This is a genomic window from Streptomyces sp. NPDC055243 (genome assembly GCF_044544025.1).
Lineage (GTDB): Bacteria > Actinomycetota > Actinomycetes > Streptomycetales > Streptomycetaceae > Streptomyces.
The window spans coordinates 646,883-666,636 of the sequence record NZ_JBITWR010000004.1 but is presented as its reverse complement, the minus strand read 5'-3'; the positions used below and the strand labels follow the sequence as shown (position 1 = coordinate 666,636).

Genomic DNA, 19,754 nt, shown 5'->3' with positions numbered 1-19,754 from the left:
TTTCCCTTTCCGGCGGTGCCGACTCTACCAGATCCTTTCGGGCCTGATTCCCAGTCAGCGGGGTTTGTCTTCCCGGCTGTTGGGCCGTTCCGACGAGTGAGACTTTAGCGGAATCCTGGCTCCCGACCTAATCGGGGCGCCCTTTCGAACGCGGATTCCTCATTTCGCAAAAGCGCATGAAAACGAGCAGACGACGGGGCATCGAAGATGACACGGCATCGATCGTTTGAATGGTTCTGTTCTTGCGGAATGGCTGCCCGGGGACCGACCAAGGGTCGACGCTCACGTCGGGCAACTCGGAGAACACTACGTACGCGGTCTTGGCGTGTCAACCCCGGTACACGGCGGCCCCCGAGGGCTACTGTTGGAGGCGTGACTACGCATGCGCACACCCAGCTGTGGTGGGCCGCCTGACGGCGGCCGTACATACGCATGTACTCAACGGCTGCCGACTCGGCGGCCGTTCTTGTTTCTCCCCCCTGGAGGACCCGGAGCCCGGTCGTCGGGCCGGCGGTCCTGACCAGGAGGCGGAGAGATGACAAGGATCTTCAGCGGGATCAAGCCGACGGGGCATCTGACCCTGGGGAACTACCTGGGCGCCGTACGTCAGTGGGCAGAGGTTGATCAGCACCGCGCCGAGTCGCTGTTCAGCATCGTCGATCTGCACGCCCTGACCGTGGACCACGATCCGGGCCGGTTGCTCAGGCTCAGTCGCCAGGCGGCGACGCTGTTGCTCGCGTCGGGGATCGATCCCGAGCGGGCCACCGTGTTCGTACAGAGTCATGTGGACGAGCACGCCCGGCTCTCGTATCTGCTCGAGTGCGTCGCGACGGACGGCGAGATGCGGCGGATGATCCAGTACAAGGAGAAATCCGCGCTGGAGCGGGCTCGCGGCGGGAGTGTGCGGCTTTCGCTGCTCACCTATCCCGTGCTGATGGCGGCGGACATCCTGGCGTACGGGGCGGACCAGGTGCCGGTCGGCGACGACCAGGTGCAGCACGTCGAGCTCACCCGGGATCTGGCGGTGCGCTTCAACCAGCGGTACGGACACACGTTCGTGGTGCCGCGGGCCACGCATCCCAAGGTGGCGGCCAGAGTCATGGATCTGCAGGACCCGACGTCGAAGATGGGGAAGTCCGGCGATGCCGGGGCCGGGATCGTCTATCTGCTGGACGAGCCGGACGTCGTGCGGAAGAAGATCATGCGCGCTGTCACGGACAGCGGGAGCGAGGTCGAGTACGACCGGGAGACCAAGCCGGGGATCTCGAATCTGCTGGAGATCCTGGCGTCCTGTGAGGGTGGGAACCCCGAGGGCTTGAGCGGTGTATATGAGTCGTACGGGGCTTTGAAGAAGGACACCGCCGACGCCGTGGTGGAGATGTTGAGGCCCCTGCAGGAGAAGCACAAGGAGCTGGTCGCTGATCCCGCGTATGTAGAGGAGGTGTTGCGGCGGGGGGCCGAGCGGGCCAGGGGGATGGCACGGCCGACGGTGGACACCGCCTATCGCGCGATCGGTCTGCTGCCGCCGGTGGACGAGACGCGGTAGGCGCGGGGCTGCTGCGGTAGGTGTGGGGCTGACTGTTGGTGAGGCGCGATGCGAAGCGCTGCGCATCGCGTCCTCACGGCAGGGGCCCGCGGGGCGCGCCCGTGCGGGCCCCGGGCCTAGGGAGTCAGCTGTTGTTGCCGGAGGCCAGTTCGCGGCTGCGGTCGCGGGCGGCTTCGAGGGCGGCGATGAGGGCTGCTCGTACGCCGTGGTTCTCGAGTTCGCGGATGGCGTTGATGGTGGTGCCGGCAGGGGAGGTGACGTTCTCGCGGAGCTTGACCGGGTGTTCGCCGCTGTCGCGGAGCATTACGGCGGCGCCGATCGCGGCCTGGACGATGAGGTCGTGGGCCTTGTCGCGGGGCAGGCCGAGGAGGATGCCCGCGTCGGTCATGGCCTCGACCAGGTAGTAGAAGTACGCCGGGCCGGAGCCGGAGAGGGCCGTGCAGGCGTCCTGCTGGGTCTCGGGGACGCGCAGGGTCTTGCCGACGGCGCCGAAGATCTCCTCGGTGTGGGCGAGGTGCGCGGCGGTGGCGTGGCTGCCGGCGGAGATGACGGACATGCCCTCGTCCACGAGGACCGGGGTGTTGGGCATGACACGGACGACGGGGGTGCTGCCGGCGAGGCGCTCCTCGATGAAGGAGGTGGTGATGCCGGCCGCGGCGCTGATGACCAGGCGGTCGGGGGCGACGTGCGGGGCGAGCTCGTCCAGGAGGCGGCCCATGTCCTGCGGCTTGACGGCGAGGATGAGGGTGCCGGCCTGCTTGGCGGCGTCGGCGTTGCTGACGGGGTCGACGCCGTAGCGGGTGCGGAGTTCCGCGGCGCGCTCGGAGCGGCGGGTGGTGACCAGGAGGTCGGCGGGGGCCCAGCCGGCCCGGATCATTCCGCTGAGGAGGGCTTCGCCGATCTTGCCGGTGCCGAGGACTGCGACGGGCTGGGGCATGTGTGGGTCACCCTCCAGGTGCGGTTCAGCGCTTCGGCTCGGAGCGGGTCGGAGCGGGTCGGCGCTTCAGCTTGGTGGGGTCATCCTCGCATTGCCGGGTCAGGCCGTGCGGCGGCGGAGTGTGGCGGCGCCCAGGGCGAGGACGAGCAGGGCGCAGCCCGCGACGACGACGGCGTCACGCACGAAGTCGCCGGTGACGGAGGGGTGGCGGAGGACTTCGTTCATGCCGTCCACGGCATACGACATGGGGAGGACGTTCGAGATCGCTTCCAGGGCCGGATGCATGTTGTCGCGCGGGGTGAACAGGCCGCAGAGGAGGAGCTGGGGGAAGATCACGGCCGGCATGAACTGGACGGCCTGGAACTCGGAGGCCGCGAAGGCGGAGACGAAGAGGCCCAGGGCCGTGCCGAGCAGGGCGTCGAGGAGTGCGACCAGGAGCAGCAGCCAGGCGGAGCCCGTGACGTCGAGGCCCAGGGCCCACAGGGCGAGGCCGGTTGCGAGGAGGGACTGGATGACGGCGAGGAAGCCGAAGGCGAGGGCGTAGCCCGCGATGAGGTCGCCCTTGGCGAGGGGCATCGCGAGGAGGCGTTCGAGGGTGCCGGAGGTGCGTTCGCGGAGGGTGGCGATGGAGGTCACCAGGAACATCGTGATGAGGGGGAAGATGCCGAGGAGCGAGGCTCCGATGGAGTCGAAGGTGTTCGGGCTGCCGTCGAAGACGTAGCGCAGGAGCAGCAGCATCACGCTGGGGACGAACAGCATCAGCGCGATGGAGCGCGGGTCGTGGCGGAGCTGGCGCAGGACGCGGGCCGCGGTGGCGAGGGTGCGGTGGGCGTTCATCGGGGGCTCCTGGTGGAGGCGCTGCCGCCGGTGGGGGTGGTGTCGTCGCGCTGGGCGGCGACGGCCTCGTCGACCAGGTGGAGGAAGGCGGCCTCGACGGTCTCGGAGGCTGTGCGGGTGCGGAGGGATTCTGGGCTGTCGTCGGCGAGGAGTTCACCTTCGCGCATGAGGAGGAGGCGGTGGCAGCGTTCGGCCTCGTCCATGACGTGCGAGGAGACGAGGATCGTGGTGCCTCGGTCGGCGGCGATGGAGTGGAAGAGGTTCCACAGGTCGCGGCGGAGTACGGGGTCGAGGCCGACGGTGGGTTCGTCGAGCACCAGGAGTTCGGGGGCGCCGATGAGGGCCACCGCCAGGGAGACGCGGCTGCGCTGGCCTCCGGAGAGGTTGCCCGCGAGGGAGTCGGCGTGGGTCGTCAGGTCGACGTCCTCGATGGCCCGGGTGACGTGGTCGTGGCGGCGGGCCGTCGCGGTGCCGCGGCCGGGGTCCAGGACGGCGGCGAAGTAGTCCAGGTTCTGGCGGACGGTGAGGTCGTCGTAGACGGAGGGGTCCTGGGTGACGTAGCCGATGCGGGAGCGGAGGGCGGGGGCGCCGGCCGGCTGGTCGAGGACCTTCAGGGTGCCGGTGACTTTGGCCTGGGTGCCTACCGCCGCGCGCATGAGCGTGGACTTTCCGCAGCCTGAGGGGCCGAGGAGGCCGGTGATCTGTCCCTTCGGGACGGTGAAGTTCAGGGCGCGGAGGACTGTGCGGGGGCCTCGGACGACGGTCAGGTCCCTCGCCTCGATGGCGGGCCGCTCCTTGGCGTAGGGCTCGGTTGCGTACGGCTCGGTGGCCGGCGGCTTCTTTATATTCATCATGTGATGATTATTGCGCCTCTGCCGCTGGGGGCGTCAAGGCCTTGGGGCGAGCTCAAGAGGCGGGGCGGGTGGCCACCAGGAGGTCGACGACGTAGTTCTCCTCGATCACCCCGTCCGGGAAGACCTTCAGGAGCTCCGTGCGCTCGTCGGCCAGGAAGGCCGCCGTGCGCTCCTGGCCCAGGACCAGGAAGGCCGAGTGGCTGCCGACGTTGGCGAGGTGGGAGTCGAGGGGGACGCGGCGGCTCCAGCGGACCCGGCCCTTGCGGAAGTCCAGGGCCTTCGTCAGCTCGCTCGCCCGGTCCGCGGTGTGCCGGGCCTCGTCGTCGTGTCCCAGGCAGCGGGCGATCCGGGTGCCCTGCGCGGCGAGCCAGGGAATCGTGAGGTCGGCGATGTTCCACCACAGGGCGAGCGCGCCGCCGGGGCGCAGTACGCGCAGGGCCTCCGGGGCGGAGCGTTCCTGGTCCGTCCAGTGCCAGGCCTGGGCGTACGTGATGAAGTCCGCCGAGCCGTCCGCGAACGGCAGGTGGTCGCCGTCGCCCCGTACGAGGGGAACGTCCGGCAGCGCGCGGCGGAACTCGCGCCCCATCCCGTCGCCCGGCTCCACCGCGACGACGTGGGCGCCGCGTTCGGTGAGGAGGGCGGTCGCGATGCCCGTGCCCGCGCCGACGTCGAGCACGCGGGCCCCGGCCAGAGGCCGGCCCGCCAGGTTCTCGACGGCGTCGAAGAGGGCGGGGGGATAGGAGGGGCGGTGGGCCGCGTACTGGGCGGCTGCCGCGTTGAAGGAGTGCGCGCGGCGCGAAGGGGCTGAAGTCATGCGGTTCATCCTCGCCCCGGGGTCCCGGGCTCCGTCAGCCCTTCACGCCCGCCTTCACTCCCACCTTCACGTCGCTGTCTCGCTCGGGTCTCTCGCTCAGGCCTTGCGCTTCTTGCGGGACGGGTTGCCCGTGCGCCGTGACGTGCGCTTCGCGTACTGCTCGCGGGCCGCCTCGTACTCGTCGCGGTGCAGCTTCTCGCCGGGGGCCTCGGTGAGGCAGCGGAAGAAGTGGGCGAGGAGGACGCCGACGAAGCCGATCGTCAGGAGGCCGCGCATCGACGACTGGGACGCCGGGTCGTGGCGCCGCGTGAACCCCTCCCACGTACGGCGGAAGGCGATCGCACTACAGATGGAGAACATGATGAGGACCAGGAAGTTCACGAACGTCCCCGCGTCCGCGACCGCCATGCCCTCGTACGCGAACCGCAGCACGAAGCAGCCCGCGGCGGCCGCCAGCAGCGAGCCTGCCGCGACGCCGACGCGGCGCGCGCCGTAGCCGTTGTCGTGGTCGACCCAGGTCGTGCCGAAGAAGCGGATGGGCTCGGGCTGCGGGCCGGGAGCCGTCACGCCTGCCGCGGCAGGCGTATCCGTGCGGTCGGGGGTGCTGGAATCTGCGCTCACCCGTCGAGTATCGCCCGCGGTGGCCATGGGGCGGGCGCGGGCACGGGCAGGCGCGCCCTATTCGTCCCCCGCCTTGCCCTCCCCTACCACTCGGCGGCTAGTTTGTGAGGCAGGACAGGTAAATGGGCCCATGCGAAAACTGGTGCACGCGGGACGGGGAGGTCGGGGAGAGTGTCGCTCCGCGGAGGTGACCCAGCTGAGATCGGCGGCTATCCGCTGGAGGCGCGGCTCGGCTCCGGGGGCATGGGCACGGTCTTTCTGGCGCGTACGGCCTCAGGGCGCCCCGTGGCGATCAAGCTGATCCACCAGCAGTACGCGGGGGACGAGGAGTTCCGCATCCGCTTCCGGCAGGAGGTGGCGGCGGCGCGGCGGGTGAGCGGCGCGTTCACCGCCGCCGTGGTCGACGCCGACTCGGAGGCCGAGTACCCGTGGATGGCGACGGCCTATATAGAGGGGCACACGCTCGCCCAGCACATCGCCAAGATGGGCCCGCTGACCGGCGCGGATCTGCGCATGCTCGCCATCGGTCTGACGGAGGCGCTGCGTGACATCCACCGCGTGGGCGTCGTGCACCGTGACCTGAAGCCCTCGAACGTCGTGCTCTCGCCCGAAGGGCCGCGCGTCATCGACTTCGGCATCTCGCGCGCCGCGGACCAGCAGACGCTGACGATGACGGGACGCGTCATCGGTACGCCGCCGTTCATGTCACCGGAGCAGTTGCAGGCGCCGCGTGGGGTCGGGCCGCGGTCCGACGTCTTCTCGCTGGGTACGTTGCTGGTGTACGCGGCGACGGGGCAGGGGCCGTTCGACGCGGACAGCCCGTACATGACGGCGTATCAAGTAGTGCACGAGGCGCCGGAGTTGGCCGCGGTACCGGCCGCTCTGCGCGCGGTGGTCGAGCCGTGTCTGGCCAAGGAGCCGGACTCGCGGCCCTCTGCTGACGAGCTTCTCGAGCGGCTGCGGGATCTGCCGGTCGAGATGGGGGACGCTGCGGGGTCGCCGGGCAGTCGTACGCGGGACATCGACACGCAGCATCACCGGTCCGCGGCCTCGGGGGCGACATCGGCCACCGCCTTGGCCTCGGACGACGGGAGCGGTGACGGTGGTGACGGTGCCACCCAGGCCTCCGCCGCGCCCGAAGGCACCCTCATCGGCCGTCATCTGCGCCGCCGTTGGCGTCCCGTGCTCGCCGCTGCCGTCGCCGTCGCCGCGCTCGGTGGCGGCATCGCGGCGCTCCAGCTCGGCTCGTCCGACGCCTCTCCCGGCGACGGCGGTGGCGGCGACGGCGAGGACCGCACGGTCGCGGCGGCAAAAGCGCCCCTGCCCGCGGACTTCCGGCCGTGGCGCACGACCGTGCCCAACGACAAGGGCATCCCGGACGAGGTGCGCTGCGTGCCGCGCGGGGACGCGTTGTTCTGCGGGGGCGGCGGAGTCGTCGCGACCAAGCTGCGGATCTCCGACGGCAAGGAGGTCTGGAAGGTGAAGAGCCCCGGCGTGCCCATGCAGGGCATGCACATCGTGGGCGCCACGAACGACACCGTCGTCGGCTACCGCCTCCCGGCCGAGTCCTCCGACGAGCCCATCAAACTGGTGGCCCTGGACGCCGGGACCAGCAAGGAGCTGTGGTCCCGGCCGATCAGCGGCCAGTCGACGGTCTTCACCGGGCGGGCGCAGGACGCGGTCCTGTCCGGCTCGTCGGTGCTTTCGGTCGACCCCGGCCGTACGCGGGTCGAGGCCAGGGACGTCCACAGCGGACGCACGCTGTGGTCGACGCCGTTCCCCGCGGGCTCGGAGTGCACGCCGGTCGCGGCGGGGCAGCGGATGTACGCGATGTGCGCGCCGGCCGCCGAAGTCGCGAACGTCGAGGTGCGCCACCCCGTCGTCCACACCCTCGACCTCAAGTCGGGGACGTTCGGCAAGGGCATCGCGGTGGCGGGGCCGGTGCACCCGGTGGGCGGCGACGAGGGCAGGCTCGTACTCCTTCACCAGCGGATGAACGGGGCCGAGTTCCTCGGGTACGACAAGGTGCTGCGGGTCGAGCCGAGCAGTGGCCGCGTCTCGGCCCGGCCGCTGAAGAAGACGTACGGCGCGACGCCCGGCGTCGCGAACGGCACCGTCTACTTCGCCGAGCCGACCGGGCGGATCAGTGCGGTGGCCCCCGAGACGGGCCGGGAGAAGTGGTCCCGGCAGACAGGTGTGGAAGGGGCCTCCGGGCCCGCGGAGGGCGGCGGCACGCTGTACTTCAGCTCGCCCAGCGGGCGTGTGGTCGCTCTTTCGCCGCGGGGCAGGACCCTGTGGAGCACCGATCCGCGCGCGGAGGGGCTCGGCGGTGAGATGAACGCGAGTCCGCGGGTCACCGTTTCCGGGCGGGTGGTGGTCGTGGCCGCGTCCAAGAACACGGTCTTCTCGTTCGACGCGACGAAGCCGCCCAAGTCCCGGTGACCCTGGGCGGCTTCCCCTGACGCTCGCGTACGGATGACGCTCGCGTACGGATGACGCTCGCGTACGGATGACGCTCGTGTGCGGAACTCAGCAGCGGGGTGCCACGTAGCCGTCGCTGCCCGTGCGGACGTACGTGTCGGAGACATAGCGGCCGCTGCCGATGCGGTCCCAGAGCCTCGACGTGCCGGTCGGGCCCGTGACCTTCTCGCCCGGCTTCTGGCAGTGGATCGTCACTCGCGTTCCTGCCGAGAGGCGGCCCACCTTGTCGAACGACGTGCCCGGTCCCGAGCGGACGTTGACGTCCGCGGCCAGCACGTACGTCTTCGCCGCCGCGGCCGCGATGTCCTCCGCGGACTCTGGTGCCATGACGTTCTCGCTCATGCTTCTCTCCCCCGTGAAAGCGGCGGCTCCCGGCCTCGTGGACTCGTGGCCGCCCTTGGCATGTTCGTCACTGGGTGGACGCGCGAGGGGGGTGGGGTGGTTGCGGTGGCCGCCCCGAAAACGCGTCGGGCCCGGGCCGGAGATTCTCCGGCCCGGGCCCGACGGCACACCTCAGGCGGCTAGCCCAGCTTCGACACGTCGCGGACCGCGCCGCGGTCCGCGCTGGTGGCCATGGCCGCGTAGGCACGCAGCGCTGCCGAGACCTTGCGCTCCCTCGCCTTGGGGGCGTAGACGCCGCCCAGGGCCTCGCGGCGGGCGGTCAGCTCCGCTTCCGGGACCAGGAGTTCGATGCCTCGGTTCGGGATGTCGATGCGGATGCGGTCGCCGTCCTCGACCAGGGCGATCGTGCCGCCGGACGCCGCCTCGGGCGACGCGTGGCCGATCGACAGGCCCGACGTGCCGCCGGAGAAGCGGCCGTCGGTGACCAGGGCGCAGGCCTTGCCGAGGCCGCGGCCCTTCAGGAAGGACGTGGGGTAGAGCATCTCCTGCATGCCGGGGCCGCCCTTGGGGCCCTCGTAGCGGATGACGACCACGTCACCCGGCTTCACCTGCTTCTTGAGGATCTTGTCGACGGCCTCTTCCTGCGACTCGCAGACCACGGCCGGGCCCTCGAACGTCCAGATCGACTCGTCGACGCCCGCCGTCTTCACGACGCAGCCGTCCACCGCCAGGTTGCCCTTGAGGACCGCCAGGCCGCCGTCCTCGGAGTACGCGTGGGCCGCGTCCCGGATGCAGCCGCCCGCGGCGTCCGTGTCCAGGCTGTCCCAGCGCTTCGACTGGGAGAAGGCCGTCGCCGAGCGCTCACAGCCGGGGGCCGCGTGCCACAGCTCGACCGCCTCGTCCGACGGGGAACCGCCGCGCACGTCCCACGTGTCCAGCCAGTCCTTGATGGACTGGGAGTGGACCGTGTGCACGTCCTCGTTCAGGAGGCCCGCGCGGTACAGCTCTCCGAGGATCGCGGGGATGCCGCCTGCGCGGTGCACGTCCTCCATGTAGTACGTGCCGCCGGGCGCCACGTTCGGGGCGACCTTCGCCAGGCAGGGCACGCGGCGCGAGACCGCGTCCATGTCGGCGAGGGTGTAGTCGAGCTCGGCCTCCTGCGCGGCGGCCAGCAGGTGCAGGATCGTGTTCGTGGAGCCGCCCATGGAGATGTCCAGGGCCATGGCGTTGTCGAAGGCGGCGCGCGTGGCGATGCTGCGCGGCAGGACCGACTCGTCGTCGCCGTCGTAGTACCGCTTGGCGATCTCGACGACCGTCTCGCCCGCCCTCTCGTACAGCGCCCTGCGGGCGGTGTGCGTGGCAAGCACCGAGCCGTTGCCCGGCAGGGAGAGGCCGATGGCCTCGGTCAGGCAGTTCATGGAGTTGGCCGTGAACATGCCGGAACAGCTGCCGCAGGTCGGGCAGGCGTTCTCCTCGATGCGCAGGATGTCCTCGTCCGAGACGCTCTCGTCGACCGCGTCGCTGATCGCGTTGACCAGGTCCAGTTTGCGGACCGTGCCGTCGACCAGCGTGGCCTTGCCGGCCTCCATCGGGCCGCCGGAGACGAAGACCGTCGGGATGTTGAGCCGCAGGGCCGCGTTCAGCATGCCGGGGGTGATCTTGTCGCAGTTGGAGATGCAGATCAGGGCGTCGGCGCAGTGCGCCTCCACCATGTACTCCACCGAGTCCGCGATCAGGTCGCGGGAGGGCAGGGAGTACAGCATGCCGCCGTGGCCCATCGCGATGCCGTCGTCCACGGCGATCGTGTTGAACTCGCGCGGGATGGCGCCCGCCGCGGTGATCGCCTCGGAGACGATCCGGCCGACCGGCTGGAGGTGGGTGTGGCCCGGGACGAACTCGGTGAAGGAGTTGGCGACGGCGATGATCGGCTTCCGCCCGATGTCCGCGCCGGGTACACCGGAGGCACGCATAAGGGCGCGTGCGCCCGCCATGTTGCGGCCGTGGGTGACTGTGCGGGACCTGAGCTCGGGCATCGTCGCTCGCTCCTTCAGGGACTCAGAGGCATAGGAATCGACTGTCATCGAGCGTACGCCGACGCTCCACGATCTGGACAGCCTGTCCGGATGGCGGGACGGCCGTCTCGGTGAGCGGAGCACGGGAGTCCGTACGCGGCCGGCTCACGGCCCGGTCAGATGCCCCTGCACCACCGGCGCGATCCGCGCGATGATCGCCTCCGGGTCCGCGGAGGCCAGCGGCTCCACCTGGATCACGTACCGCAGCATCGCCGTGCCCACCAGCTGCGCGGCCGCGAGTTCCGCCCGCAGCTCCGCGTCCGGCCGGTCGATGCGGCTCGCCATCCTGCCGAGCAGCTGCGCGGCGATGAGGCGGCGGAAGACGGCCGCGGCCGTGTCGTTGTTCACCGCCGAGCGCACGATCGCGAGCAGCGGTACGCGGGTCGCGGGGTTCTCCCAGACGCCGAAGACGAAGCGGGTCAGGCGCTCGCCGACGCCTTCGAGCGGGCCCTCCTCGATCGCCGCGGGCGCGTCGAGCGCGGGCGCGAAGGCCACCTCGATCGACGCCTCGAAGACCTGCTCCTTGGTGCCGAAGTAGTGGTGCACGAGCGCCGAGTCCACCCCGGCCGCCTTGGCGATCCCGCGCACGGACGTCTTCTCGTACCCCCGTGCGGAGAACTCGGTGCGGGCCGCCTCCAGGATGCGGTCCCGCATCGCCGGGCCCTCGGCCGACTGCGTACGGGAAGGGCGTCCTCTGCGGCGCGGAGCCGCACCGCCCTTCGCCGCCGCCGTCACGACCGGGGCACCTTCACCGCGGACGCCAGGTGCAGCCGCGTGTAGGCGAGGGCCTCGGCGAGGTCGGCCTCGCGCTCGGCGCTGGACATCGCGCGGCGCGTATTGACCTCGATGACGACGTGCCCGTCGAAGCCGCTCGTCGCGAGGCGCTCCAGGAGCTCGGCGCACGGCTGTGTGCCGCGGCCGGGCACCAGGTGCTCGTCCTTGGCGGAGCCCTTGCCGTCGGCGAGGTGGACGTGGCCCAGGCGGTCGCCCATGCGGTCGATCATCTGCATCGCGTCCGTGCGGGCGGTCGCGGTGTGGCTGAGGTCGACCGTGAAGTGGCGGTAGTCGTCCTTGGTGACGTCCCAGTCGGGGGCGTAGGCGAGCATCTCGCGGTCGCGGTAGCGCCACGGGTACATGTTCTCGACGGCGAAGCGCACGTCCGTCTCGTCGGCCATGCGCCAGATGCCCTCGACGAAGGCGTTCGCGTACCCGCGCTGCCAGCGGAAGGGCGGGTGCACGACGACGGTCGACGCGCCCAGCTTCTCGGCGGCGGTCTGTGCGCGCTGGAGCTTCACCCAGGGGTCCGTGGACCACACGCGCTGCGTGATCAGGAGACACGGGGCGTGCACGGCGAGGATCGGGATCTGGTGGTAGTCGCTGAGTCTGCGCAGGGCCTCGATGTCCTGGCTGACGGGGTCGGTCCACACCATGACCTCGACTCCGTCGTAGCCCAGGCGTGCCGCGATCTCGAAGGCCGTCGCCGTCGACTCCGGATAGACCGAGGCCGTCGACAGGGCGACCTTCGCATCCGGGATGCGCACCACTGGTTCTGCCACGAGGGACAGCGTACGGGCCGCGCCTGGGCACCGGGGAGGTGGTCTCCCACACACCCGAGTCCTCTGTGACGTACGTCTACCGCCGCCGAGACGGCCGCCTACGCACCGTTGTCCGCGTCGGCGCCCTACGTGGTCGGAAGATGGTCGAGCCTGCGCAGGATCACGCCCTCGCGCAGCGCCCACGGACAGATCTCCAGCGTCTCGACCCCGAAGAGATCCATCGCACCCTCGGCGACGAGCGCCCCCGCGAGCAGCTGTCCGGCCCGCCCCTCGGAGACCCCGGGCAGCTCGGCACGCTCCGCCGCGGTCATCGCGGCCAGCTGCGGAACCCAGTCCTCCAGGGACTTCCGCTTCAGCTCGCGCTGTACGTAGAGACCCTCGGCGGAGCGCGCGGCTCCCGCGAGCCTGGCGAGCTGCTTGAACGTCTTCGACGTCGCCACGACGTGGTCCGGCGCGCCGAAGCGGCTGAACTCGCCGACCGTGCGCGCGATCTGGGCGCGCGCGTGGCGCCGCAGCGCCTTCACGTCGGCGGGGTCCGGCGGGTCCTGGGCCAGCCAGGCCGAGGTGAGCCGGCCGGCGCCGAGCGGCAGGCTGACCGCGGCGTCCGGTTCCTCGTCGATGCCGTACGCGATTTCGAGCGAGCCGCCGCCGATGTCGATGACCAGGAGCTTTCCCGCCGACCAGCCGAACCAGCGGCGGGCCGCGAGGAAGGTGAGGCGGGCCTCCTCGGCGCCGGTGAGGACCTGGAGGTCGACGCCGGTCTCCTCCCTGACGCGCGCGAGGACCTGATCGGCGTTGCTGGCCTCGCGTACGGCGGAGGTCGCGAACGGCAGCAGGTCCTCCACGCCCTTGTCCTCGGCGGCCTCCATCGCGTCACGGACCGTGCCGACCAGACGGTCGACGCCTTCCGGGCCGATCGCCCCGGCATCGTCGAGGAGTTGGGCGAGGCGCAGGTCCGCCTTGTGCGAGTACGCGGGCAGGGGGCGCGCGCCGGGGTGTGCGTCCACCACCAGCAGATGCACCGTGTTCGAACCTACGTCGAGGACACCGAGTCTCATATACGGAACGCTACTGCGCGTACGACGCTCGCTGGTCCTCGGACCGGGCACCGCGCGCATACCCTGGAGACGTGCCAAAGACGAAAAAGGCGAAGACCGACAAAACGAAGTCACAGAAGAAGTCGGGGAAGCCGGAGAAGGTGCGCCCGGGGAAGGTGCAGCCGGACGAGAAGGGCCTCGACTTCGCCCGTGCCTGGGTGGAGTTCCCGGATCCCGCGGACGACGAGCAGGTCTTCCGCTGCGATCTGACATGGCTGACCTCTCGGTGGAGCTGCATCTTCGGCAGTGGCTGCCAGGGCATCGCGGCGGGCCGGGCGGACGACGGCTGCTGCACGCTGGGCGCGCACTTCTCGGACGAGGACGACGAGAAGCGGGTCGCCGAGTCCGTGGCGCGGCTCACGCCGGACATCTGGCAGCACCACGAGATCGGCACGGAGACCGGCTGGGTGTCGACGGACGACGACGGCGAGCGCCAGACCCGTCCGTACAACGGCTCCTGCATCTTCCAGAACCGCCCCGGTTTCGCCGGGGGCGCGGGGTGCTCGCTGCACATCCTGGCGCTGAAGGAGGGGCGTGAGCCGCTGGAGACGAAGCCGGACGTCTGCTGGCAGTTGCCGGTGCGGCGGACGTACGAGTGGATCGACAGGCCCGACGACACGCGCATCCTGCAGGTGTCCATCGGGGAGTACGACCGGCGGGGCTGGGGCCCCGGGGGCCACGATCTGCACTGGTGGTGCACTTCGGCGACGTCGGCGCACGGTGCGGGTGACCCCGTGTACGTCTCCTACCGCCCCGAGCTGACGGAGCTGATGGGCAAGGAGGGGTACGACCGGCTCGCGGAGCTGTGCGAGGAACGCCTCGCGTCTCAGCTGCCGCTGCTTGCGCCGCATCCGGCGGATCCCTCTCGGTAGAAACCGGCGGAGCCGTGGCCTTGGTTGCCGCAATCACCGGCTCCGCCGAGTTCGTCCTCAAGCGCCGGACGGGCTGGAAATCCAGCCCGTCCGGCGCTCGATGAGCGTCGGCAAAAACTAGCCCTCGCTCGGGCTCGGGTCCCCGCTGTCGCTTGGTGGGGGTGATGAGTCGCCCGGGTCCGATGGCGTGGGCGTCGGGTCCGGTGAGGTTGGGGTGGGGTCCGGTTCCGAAGGGGTCGGGGTCGGGTCCGGAGTCGGAGGGGTCGGCTTCGGTGGGGTCGGTTTTGGGGTGGGGCGGGGGCCCGGGTGCGTCGGGCGGCCCGAGCCGTTGCCGTATCCGTCGATCGAGATGATCGCCCCTGAGGGGGCGATGGAGACCCGTGCGCTCCAGTGGCCCGCGGGCTCCCTCGCATGGTCCACGTACACCCGGATCGTGAACGTCTCCCCCGGCCGGAGCGTCCCGGACGACCGGCTCAGGTAGAGCCAGGACGCCCCGGTGCTCGCCGACCAGTGGACCGGCTCGCCCCCCGACGCGGAGAGCGTGATCAGCGTCGTGCCGCCGCTCGGCTGCGCCGAGACGGTGAGGCGGCCGGCGCCGGTCCCCGAGCGGGACGGCGGCGATCCGGCGCTGATGACCTCCACCGAGACGTCCGGCGAGCGGCTGCCCGCGGTGAAGCGGGGGTCGGGCGGCGTGTGCGCGTTGCCCGCGTTCTCGTAGTCCTCGCGTCTGCGGTCGCCGTTCGCCCCGTCGGACTCGGCCTCGCTCGCGCTGACCGAGCGGCCGTCCTGCCCCTCACCGGTCAGCGGCGCCCCGCGATACGCCGCCCAGAGCGCGAGCACCGGCGCGGCCACCACCGTGGCGACGACCGTCGTCGTGACGGCACGCGCGCGCATCCGGTCGCGGCGCGCCGCGTGGTCCTTGGGGTCCATCGGGAATCCGCGCCCGTCGAAGCGCGGACCGCCTCCCCGCGCCCGCGGGACGTGCGCCATCGCCACGTGCACGGCGGCCCGCGGGGCCTCGATGACGGGCAGCGCGGCCGGGGACGCCGCCGTGCCGGGCCAGGCACCGGATCCGGCGCGCTCGGCGGTGCGGCGGCAGCGCGGGCAGTCGTCCACGTGCCGGACGAGCTCGCGGCGCAGGGCCGTGCCCAGGAGGAGCTGGTTGTCGCCGGTGAGGCGGGCGACGATCGGGCAGGTGCCGGTCTCCACGACGGCGAGCGCGGCCCGGGTGCGCTCCACCTCGCAGGCGGCGGACGCGAGCAGGTCACGGGTCTTGGCGACGGGCATGCCGATGACCGACGCGACCTCCTGCGGGGAGAGCTGGTGACGGACGGCGAGCTCCAGGGCCTCGCGCTGCTCGGGCGTCGTCCCCGCGGCCTCCGGCCAGGCCAGCTGGGCGAGTTCGCGGCGCCGCTGACGCTGCGTCTCGTCCGGCGGCTCGGCGGGCTCGGCGGCCTTGGGGACGCGGGAGGCCGATCCGGAGGCGTGCGTGCCCTGGCGCTTGCGCTTGGCCTCGGCGAGGGCGCGCAGACAGACCCAGCGGGCGAGTGCGTACAGCCAGGACTTCAGTTCGGTCTCGGCGGCCGGACCACGGGAGCCCCGGCGCTCGGCGATGGCGAGCACGTCGCCCAGGGCGGCGGTCGCGGCGTCGTGATCGCAGAGCACGGACAGGCAGTACGTGAACAGGCCGTCCAGACAGGGCTCATAGCGTGCGGGCGGCGCCTGCGGCACCGAGCGCGGCACAACGCGCTGGTGCGCGTCACGATGCGCCCGGTGTGCGCCGGTTGCTTGCATGGGGGATTCCGGCCTGCTGCTCATCACCCGTGCGAAGTTAGGCGGATGATGCCGCGCCCTTCCTCCACCTTGAGCACATTTAATCCTTACGGGTGAACAGATCCCTCAAAAGGGGACAGGAACCCATGATTCCGTGACTCGGGCCCCGAGTCGTTCGGATCGCGTGCGCCCCTGTCGGTGTTGTCAGTGCTGCCCGCTACGGTTCCGTTCATGGCCACTCGTACGAAGTCCGGCAAAGACCGGCCGTCCTACCGCTGCACCGAATGCGGCTGGCAGACGGCCAAGTGGCTCGGCCGCTGCCCCGAGTGCCAGGCCTGGGGGACGGTCGAGGAGTACGGCGCGCCCGCCGTCCGCACCACCGCCCCCGGCCGCGTCACCTCCTCCGCCCTGCCCATCGGCGAGGTCGACGGCCGCCAGGCCACCGCACGCTCCACCGGCGTGCCCGAGTTCGACCGCGTCCTGGGCGGCGGCCTGGTCCCCGGAGCCGTCGCGCTGCTCGCGGGCGAGCCCGGCGTCGGCAAGTCGACGCTGCTCCTGGACGTCGCGGCGAAGTCGGCGAGCGAGGAGCACCGCACGCTCTATGTCACCGGCGAGGAGTCGGCGAGCCAGGTCCGGCTGCGCGCCGACCGCATCAAGGCGATCCACGACCACCTCTATCTGGCGGCGGAGACCGATCTGGCCGCCGTCCTCGGCCACTTGGACGCGGTGAAGCCGTCCCTCCTGATCCTCGACTCGGTCCAGACGATCGCCTCCCCGGAGATCGACGGGGCGCCGGGCGGCATGGCCCAGGTCCGCGAGGTGGCGGGCGCGCTGATCCGCGCCTCCAAGGAGCGCGGCATGTCCACGCTCCTGGTCGGCCACGTCACCAAGGACGGCGCGATCGCGGGCCCCCGCCTCCTTGAGCACCTCGTGGACGTCGTCCTGTCCTTCGAGGGCGACCGCCACGCCCGCCTGCGTCTCGTACGGGGCGTCAAGAACCGTTACGGGACGACGGACGAGGTCGGCTGCTTCGAGCTGCACGACGAGGGCATCACCGGCCTCACCGACCCCAGCGGCCTCTTCCTCACCCGCCGCACGGAGGCCGTCCCCGGCACCTGTCTGACGGTCACGCTCGAAGGCCGCCGCCCCCTGGTGGCCGAGGTCCAGGCGCTCACCGTCGACTCCCAGATCCCCTCCCCCCGGCGCACCACGTCCGGCCTGGAGACCTCCCGCGTCTCGATGATGCTGGCCGTCCTGGAGCAGCGGGGCCGCATCACCGCCCTCGGCAAGCGCGACATCTACAGCGCGACGGTCGGCGGCGTGAAGCTCTCCGAGCCGGCCGCGGACCTCGCGATCGCCCTCGCCCTGGCCAGCGCGGCGAGCGACACCCCGCTGCCGAAAAATCTCGTCGCGATCGGCGAAGTGGGCCTCGCGGGCGAGGTCAGACGGGTCACGGGAGTCCAGCGCAGGCTGGCCGAAGCCCACCGTCTGGGCTTCACACACGCCCTCGTCCCCGCCGACCCGGGCAAGGTCCCACCCGGTATGAAGGTCACCGAAGTCGCCGACATGGGGGACGCCCTGCGTGTCCTTCCGAGGTCGCGTCGCAGAGAGGCCCCACGGGAGGACGAAGAGCGCCGGTAGACTTTGCCCTGGTCTCGCCCATCCGTACGAAGCAGACGTACGGACCGGGGCTTGGACAACCCGCGACCCGAGGAGTGCAGTGGCAGCCAACGACCGGGCGTCAGCTCCCGGCAAGCCCGGTGGAAGCTCCGGTGCCGATGGGCTGATGCGCGCCTCCCTGAGCGCGGTCGCGCCCGGCACGGGCCTGCGCGACGGACTCGAGCGCATCCTCCGCGGCAACACCGGAGGGCTCATCGTCCTCGGCTGGGACAAGACCGTCGAGTCCATGTGTACGGGCGGCTTCATCCTGGACGTCGAGTTCACGGCGACGCGCCTGCGCGAGCTGTGCAAGCTCGACGGCGGCATCGTCGTCGACAAGGACATCACCAAGATCCTGCGGGCGGGCGTGCAGCTCGTCCCCGACCCGACGATCCCCACCGAGGAGACGGGCACCCGGCACCGCACCGCGGACCGCGTGTCCAAGCAGGTGGCCTTCCCCATCGTCTCCGTCTCCCAGTCCATGCGCCTCATCGCGCTCTACGTGGACGGGCAGCGCAAGGTCCTGGAGGACTCGGCGGCGATCCTGTCCCGCGCGAACCAGGCCCTGGCGACCCTGGAGCGCTACAAGCTGCGCCTCGACGAGGTGGCGGGCACCCTGTCCGCCCTGGAGATCGAGGACTTGGTGACGGTTCGCGACGTCACCGCGGTCGCCCAGCGCCTGGAGATGGTGCGCCGCATCGCCACGGAGATCGCCGAGTACGTGGTGGAGCTGGGCACGGACGGCCGCCTTCTCGCCCTCCAGCTGGACGAGTTGATCGCGGGCGTCGAGCCCGAGCGCGAGCTGGTCGTCCGGGACTACGTGCCCGAGCCGACCGCCAAGCGCTCCCGCACGGTCGAGGAGGCGCTCTTCGAGCTGGACGCGCTCTCGCACGCGGAGCTGCTCGAACTGCCCACCGTGGCACGGGCGTTGGGATACACCGGCTCTCCGGAGGCGCTGGACTCCGCGGTCTCCCCGCGGGGCTTCCGGCTCCTGGCCAAGGTGCCGCGTCTCCCCGGCGCGATCATCGACCGGCTGGTCGAGCACTTCGGCGGTCTGCAGAAGCTGCTCGCCGCGAGCGTCGATGACCTTCAGACGGTGGACGGGGTCGGTGAAGCGCGGGCCCGCAGTGTCCGGGAAGGCCTGTCCCGCCTCGCCGAGTCGTCGATCTTGGAGCGGTACGTCTAGAGGGCGCCGGCGGGTGGGTGGTCCCGGGTGAGTGATCCCGGGTGAGTGATCCCGGGTGAGTGATCCCGGGTGGGTGGTGGGTTTCCCGCCCACCCATCCGATCGTCCACCCGAGCGCCCATCCGATCGCCCCGAAGGCGCCCGGGCGTTCAGGCGCCGGTCAGGCCTCTTCGAGCACGAACGACGTCTTCACCGAACCCAGGCCCGGGGACTTCGCCTCGACGAGGTAGGTCCCCGCGCCCGCGAGGCCCGCCGAAGGCGTCGCGCACTTGGGCTCGCTGCCCCGGCCGTCCCACTCGACGGTGCGTGTGACGCGCCCGTCGCCCGGCACCCGCAGCAACAGGCTCCCGCCACCGGCGGGGCAGTCCGCCGAGGACCAGATCTCCTTGTCGCCGTCGGCCTGAGTGATCGTCAGCACCGTCTTCTTGCCGCCGAGATCCACCTTGCAGGCCTTGCCCGCGCTGTTCTGGGCGATGAGCTCGAACTTGGGCTTCTCGCCGATCTCGTACGTGTTGTGGACGCTCCGCAGCTTCAACTTCACGTCGTCGCTCACGCAGTTGGGCAGGCTCGACCCGGCGGGCAGCTGTCCGCCCGCACCGCCGCCGCCCTTGGCGCCGTCGTCCGAGCCGCTGCCGTCCCCGCCGCCGGAGTCGCCCGATCCGCCGGACCCCCCGGAGTCACCGGAGCCGCCGCCCGAGCCACCGGAGCCGGAGCCGGAGTCTCCCCCGTCGCCCGACTCGTCGCGCCCGCCCGGGTTTTGACTGATGGCGGGCCCCGAACTGGAGGGGCCGGGAGTGATGGACGTGGCGGGTCCGGAGCCCGAAGGACCGTCGGCGCCGTTCTTCTGGCCCCCACTCCCCATGGTGAGCACCCACACGACTAGAAGCGCCATCAGCCCGATCAAGGACAGCAGAACGGCCCTCCGACGCCAGTAGATGGTGGAGGGAAGCGGCCCGACCGGATTGCGCAGAGATCCCACGGCCCAAACCTTACGAGAGATCCGCGCCTTGTCCTGCCCCACCCGCCGCCCTGAGCGACAAAGTTTCCGGATCATCATCACGGAACAGGTAATTCCGCTTCCCGGACCCCTGTCTGTCGTCAGGGGTAG

General features: G+C 71.3%; 17 protein-coding genes. 5 read left to right on the top strand and 12 right to left on the bottom strand.

The features are described from left to right. Nucleotides 1–535: 535 nt before the first annotated feature. Complete coding sequence (trpS, locus tag ACIGXX_RS15880) at nt 536–1,546, top strand: tryptophan--tRNA ligase (RefSeq protein ID WP_351171737.1); 1,011 nt, start codon at nt 536–538, stop codon at nt 1,544–1,546. 124 nt (nt 1,547–1,670) lie between these two features. On the opposite strand, the gene proC is transcribed toward trpS, so the two are convergent. From proC to ACIGXX_RS15855, 5 genes are all read right to left on the bottom strand, one after another. Next, complete coding sequence (gene proC, locus ACIGXX_RS15875; protein ID WP_399975983.1) at nt 1,671–2,483, bottom strand: pyrroline-5-carboxylate reductase; 813 nt, start codon at nt 2,481–2,483, stop codon at nt 1,671–1,673. A 99-nt stretch (nt 2,484–2,582) separates the two neighbouring features. Continuing rightward, nucleotides 2,583–3,320, bottom strand: coding sequence for an ABC transporter permease (locus ACIGXX_RS15870; protein WP_351171743.1), 738 nt, complete (start codon nt 3,318–3,320; stop codon nt 2,583–2,585). Further along, complete coding sequence (locus ACIGXX_RS15865; RefSeq protein ID WP_399975979.1) at nt 3,317–4,174, bottom strand: ABC transporter ATP-binding protein; 858 nt, start codon at nt 4,172–4,174, stop codon at nt 3,317–3,319. Before ACIGXX_RS15865 ends, ACIGXX_RS15870 begins: the two co-directional genes overlap by 4 nt. A gap of 52 nt (nt 4,175–4,226) precedes the next feature. Further along, a complete protein-coding gene (locus tag ACIGXX_RS15860; protein WP_399975976.1) occupies nt 4,227–4,988 on the bottom strand; it encodes a class I SAM-dependent methyltransferase in 762 nt (253 codons plus the stop codon). A gap of 96 nt (nt 4,989–5,084) precedes the next feature. After that, nucleotides 5,085–5,609 carry an EamA/RhaT family transporter gene (locus ACIGXX_RS15855; protein ID WP_399975973.1) on the bottom strand — a complete coding sequence of 175 codons (525 nt, stop codon included), beginning with the start codon at nt 5,607–5,609 and terminating at the stop codon, nt 5,085–5,087. Nucleotides 5,610–5,780: 171 nt separating this feature from the next. On the opposite strand from ACIGXX_RS15855, the gene ACIGXX_RS15850 reads away from it, so the two are divergent. Beyond that, the gene (locus ACIGXX_RS15850; RefSeq protein WP_399975970.1) at nt 5,781–8,051 is read left to right on the top strand and encodes a protein kinase; all 2,271 of its coding nucleotides are present in this window, start codon (nt 5,781–5,783) and stop codon (nt 8,049–8,051) included. 87 nt (nt 8,052–8,138) lie between these two features. Here ACIGXX_RS15850 and ACIGXX_RS15845 read toward each other — a convergent pair whose 3' ends face one another. The 5 genes from ACIGXX_RS15845 to ACIGXX_RS15825 all read right to left on the bottom strand — a co-directional run bounded on the left by ACIGXX_RS15845 (nt 8,139) and on the right by ACIGXX_RS15825 (nt 13,118). After that, on the bottom strand, nt 8,139–8,432 hold the full coding sequence (locus tag ACIGXX_RS15845) for an SH3 domain-containing protein (protein WP_351171758.1): 294 nt from the start codon (nt 8,430–8,432) through the stop codon (nt 8,139–8,141). Between the two features lie 179 nt (nt 8,433–8,611). Then, nucleotides 8,612–10,465 carry a dihydroxy-acid dehydratase gene (gene ilvD / locus ACIGXX_RS15840; RefSeq protein ID WP_361471806.1) on the bottom strand — a complete coding sequence of 618 codons (1,854 nt, stop codon included), beginning with the start codon at nt 10,463–10,465 and terminating at the stop codon, nt 8,612–8,614. 144 nt (nt 10,466–10,609) lie between these two features. After that, a complete protein-coding gene (locus ACIGXX_RS15835; RefSeq protein WP_361471803.1) occupies nt 10,610–11,239 on the bottom strand; it encodes a TetR family transcriptional regulator in 630 nt (209 codons plus the stop codon). Beyond that, nucleotides 11,236–12,060: a sugar phosphate isomerase/epimerase gene (locus ACIGXX_RS15830; protein ID WP_351171767.1), complete on the bottom strand. Its 825-nt coding sequence runs from the start codon at nt 12,058–12,060 to the stop codon at nt 11,236–11,238. The genes ACIGXX_RS15835 and ACIGXX_RS15830 overlap by 4 nt, the downstream gene beginning before the upstream one ends. Before the next feature lie 125 nt (nt 12,061–12,185). Next, entirely contained in the window at nt 12,186–13,118 is a 933-nt protein-coding gene (locus ACIGXX_RS15825) for a Ppx/GppA phosphatase family protein (RefSeq protein ID WP_361471800.1), read from the bottom strand. Nucleotides 13,119–13,189: 71 nt separating this feature from the next. On the opposite strand from ACIGXX_RS15825, the gene ACIGXX_RS15820 reads away from it, so the two are divergent. Further along, a complete protein-coding gene (locus ACIGXX_RS15820) occupies nt 13,190–14,029 on the top strand; it encodes a hypothetical protein (protein WP_351171773.1) in 840 nt (279 codons plus the stop codon). Nucleotides 14,030–14,146: 117 nt separating this feature from the next. Here ACIGXX_RS15820 and ACIGXX_RS15815 read toward each other — a convergent pair whose 3' ends face one another. Then, nucleotides 14,147–15,823 (bottom strand): hypothetical protein, encoded by a 1,677-nt coding sequence (locus ACIGXX_RS15815; RefSeq protein WP_399975963.1) that lies wholly within the window; start codon nt 15,821–15,823, stop codon nt 14,147–14,149. 210 nt (nt 15,824–16,033) lie between these two features. Between ACIGXX_RS15815 and radA the strand changes: the two genes are divergently transcribed. Then, a complete protein-coding gene (radA, locus tag ACIGXX_RS15810; RefSeq protein ID WP_351171779.1) occupies nt 16,034–17,443 on the top strand; it encodes a DNA repair protein RadA in 1,410 nt (469 codons plus the stop codon). A 79-nt stretch (nt 17,444–17,522) separates the two neighbouring features. Continuing rightward, nucleotides 17,523–18,647 (top strand): DNA integrity scanning diadenylate cyclase DisA, encoded by a 1,125-nt coding sequence (disA, locus tag ACIGXX_RS15805; protein WP_351171782.1) that lies wholly within the window; start codon nt 17,523–17,525, stop codon nt 18,645–18,647. A 159-nt stretch (nt 18,648–18,806) separates the two neighbouring features. Here disA and ACIGXX_RS15800 read toward each other — a convergent pair whose 3' ends face one another. Further along, nucleotides 18,807–19,625 carry a hypothetical protein gene (locus tag ACIGXX_RS15800; protein ID WP_366463695.1) on the bottom strand — a complete coding sequence of 273 codons (819 nt, stop codon included), beginning with the start codon at nt 19,623–19,625 and terminating at the stop codon, nt 18,807–18,809. Nucleotides 19,626–19,754: the final 129 nt, after the last annotated feature.

Excerpts from the sequence above, each read along its gene's own strand:
- ACIGXX_RS15860 (WP_399975976.1), bottom strand. The coding sequence starts at position 4,988 with ATGACTTCAGCCCCTTCGCGCCGCGCGCACTCCTTCAACGCGGCAGCC.
- ilvD (WP_361471806.1), bottom strand. The coding sequence starts at position 10,465 with ATGCCCGAGCTCAGGTCCCGCACAGTCACCCACGGCCGCAACATGGCG.
- radA (WP_351171779.1), top strand. The coding sequence starts at position 16,034 with ATGGCCACTCGTACGAAGTCCGGCAAAGACCGGCCGTCCTACCGCTGC.
- ACIGXX_RS15845 (WP_351171758.1), bottom strand. The coding sequence starts at position 8,432 with ATGAGCGAGAACGTCATGGCACCAGAGTCCGCGGAGGACATCGCGGCC.
- trpS (WP_351171737.1), top strand. The coding sequence starts at position 536 with ATGACAAGGATCTTCAGCGGGATCAAGCCGACGGGGCATCTGACCCTG.
- proC (WP_399975983.1), bottom strand. The coding sequence starts at position 2,483 with ATGCCCCAGCCCGTCGCAGTCCTCGGCACCGGCAAGATCGGCGAAGCC.
- ACIGXX_RS15815 (WP_399975963.1), bottom strand. The coding sequence starts at position 15,823 with ATGCAAGCAACCGGCGCACACCGGGCGCATCGTGACGCGCACCAGCGC.
- ACIGXX_RS15825 (WP_361471800.1), bottom strand. The coding sequence starts at position 13,118 with ATGAGACTCGGTGTCCTCGACGTAGGTTCGAACACGGTGCATCTGCTG.
- ACIGXX_RS15865 (WP_399975979.1), bottom strand. The coding sequence starts at position 4,174 with ATGATGAATATAAAGAAGCCGCCGGCCACCGAGCCGTACGCAACCGAG.
- ACIGXX_RS15870 (WP_351171743.1), bottom strand. The coding sequence starts at position 3,320 with ATGAACGCCCACCGCACCCTCGCCACCGCGGCCCGCGTCCTGCGCCAG.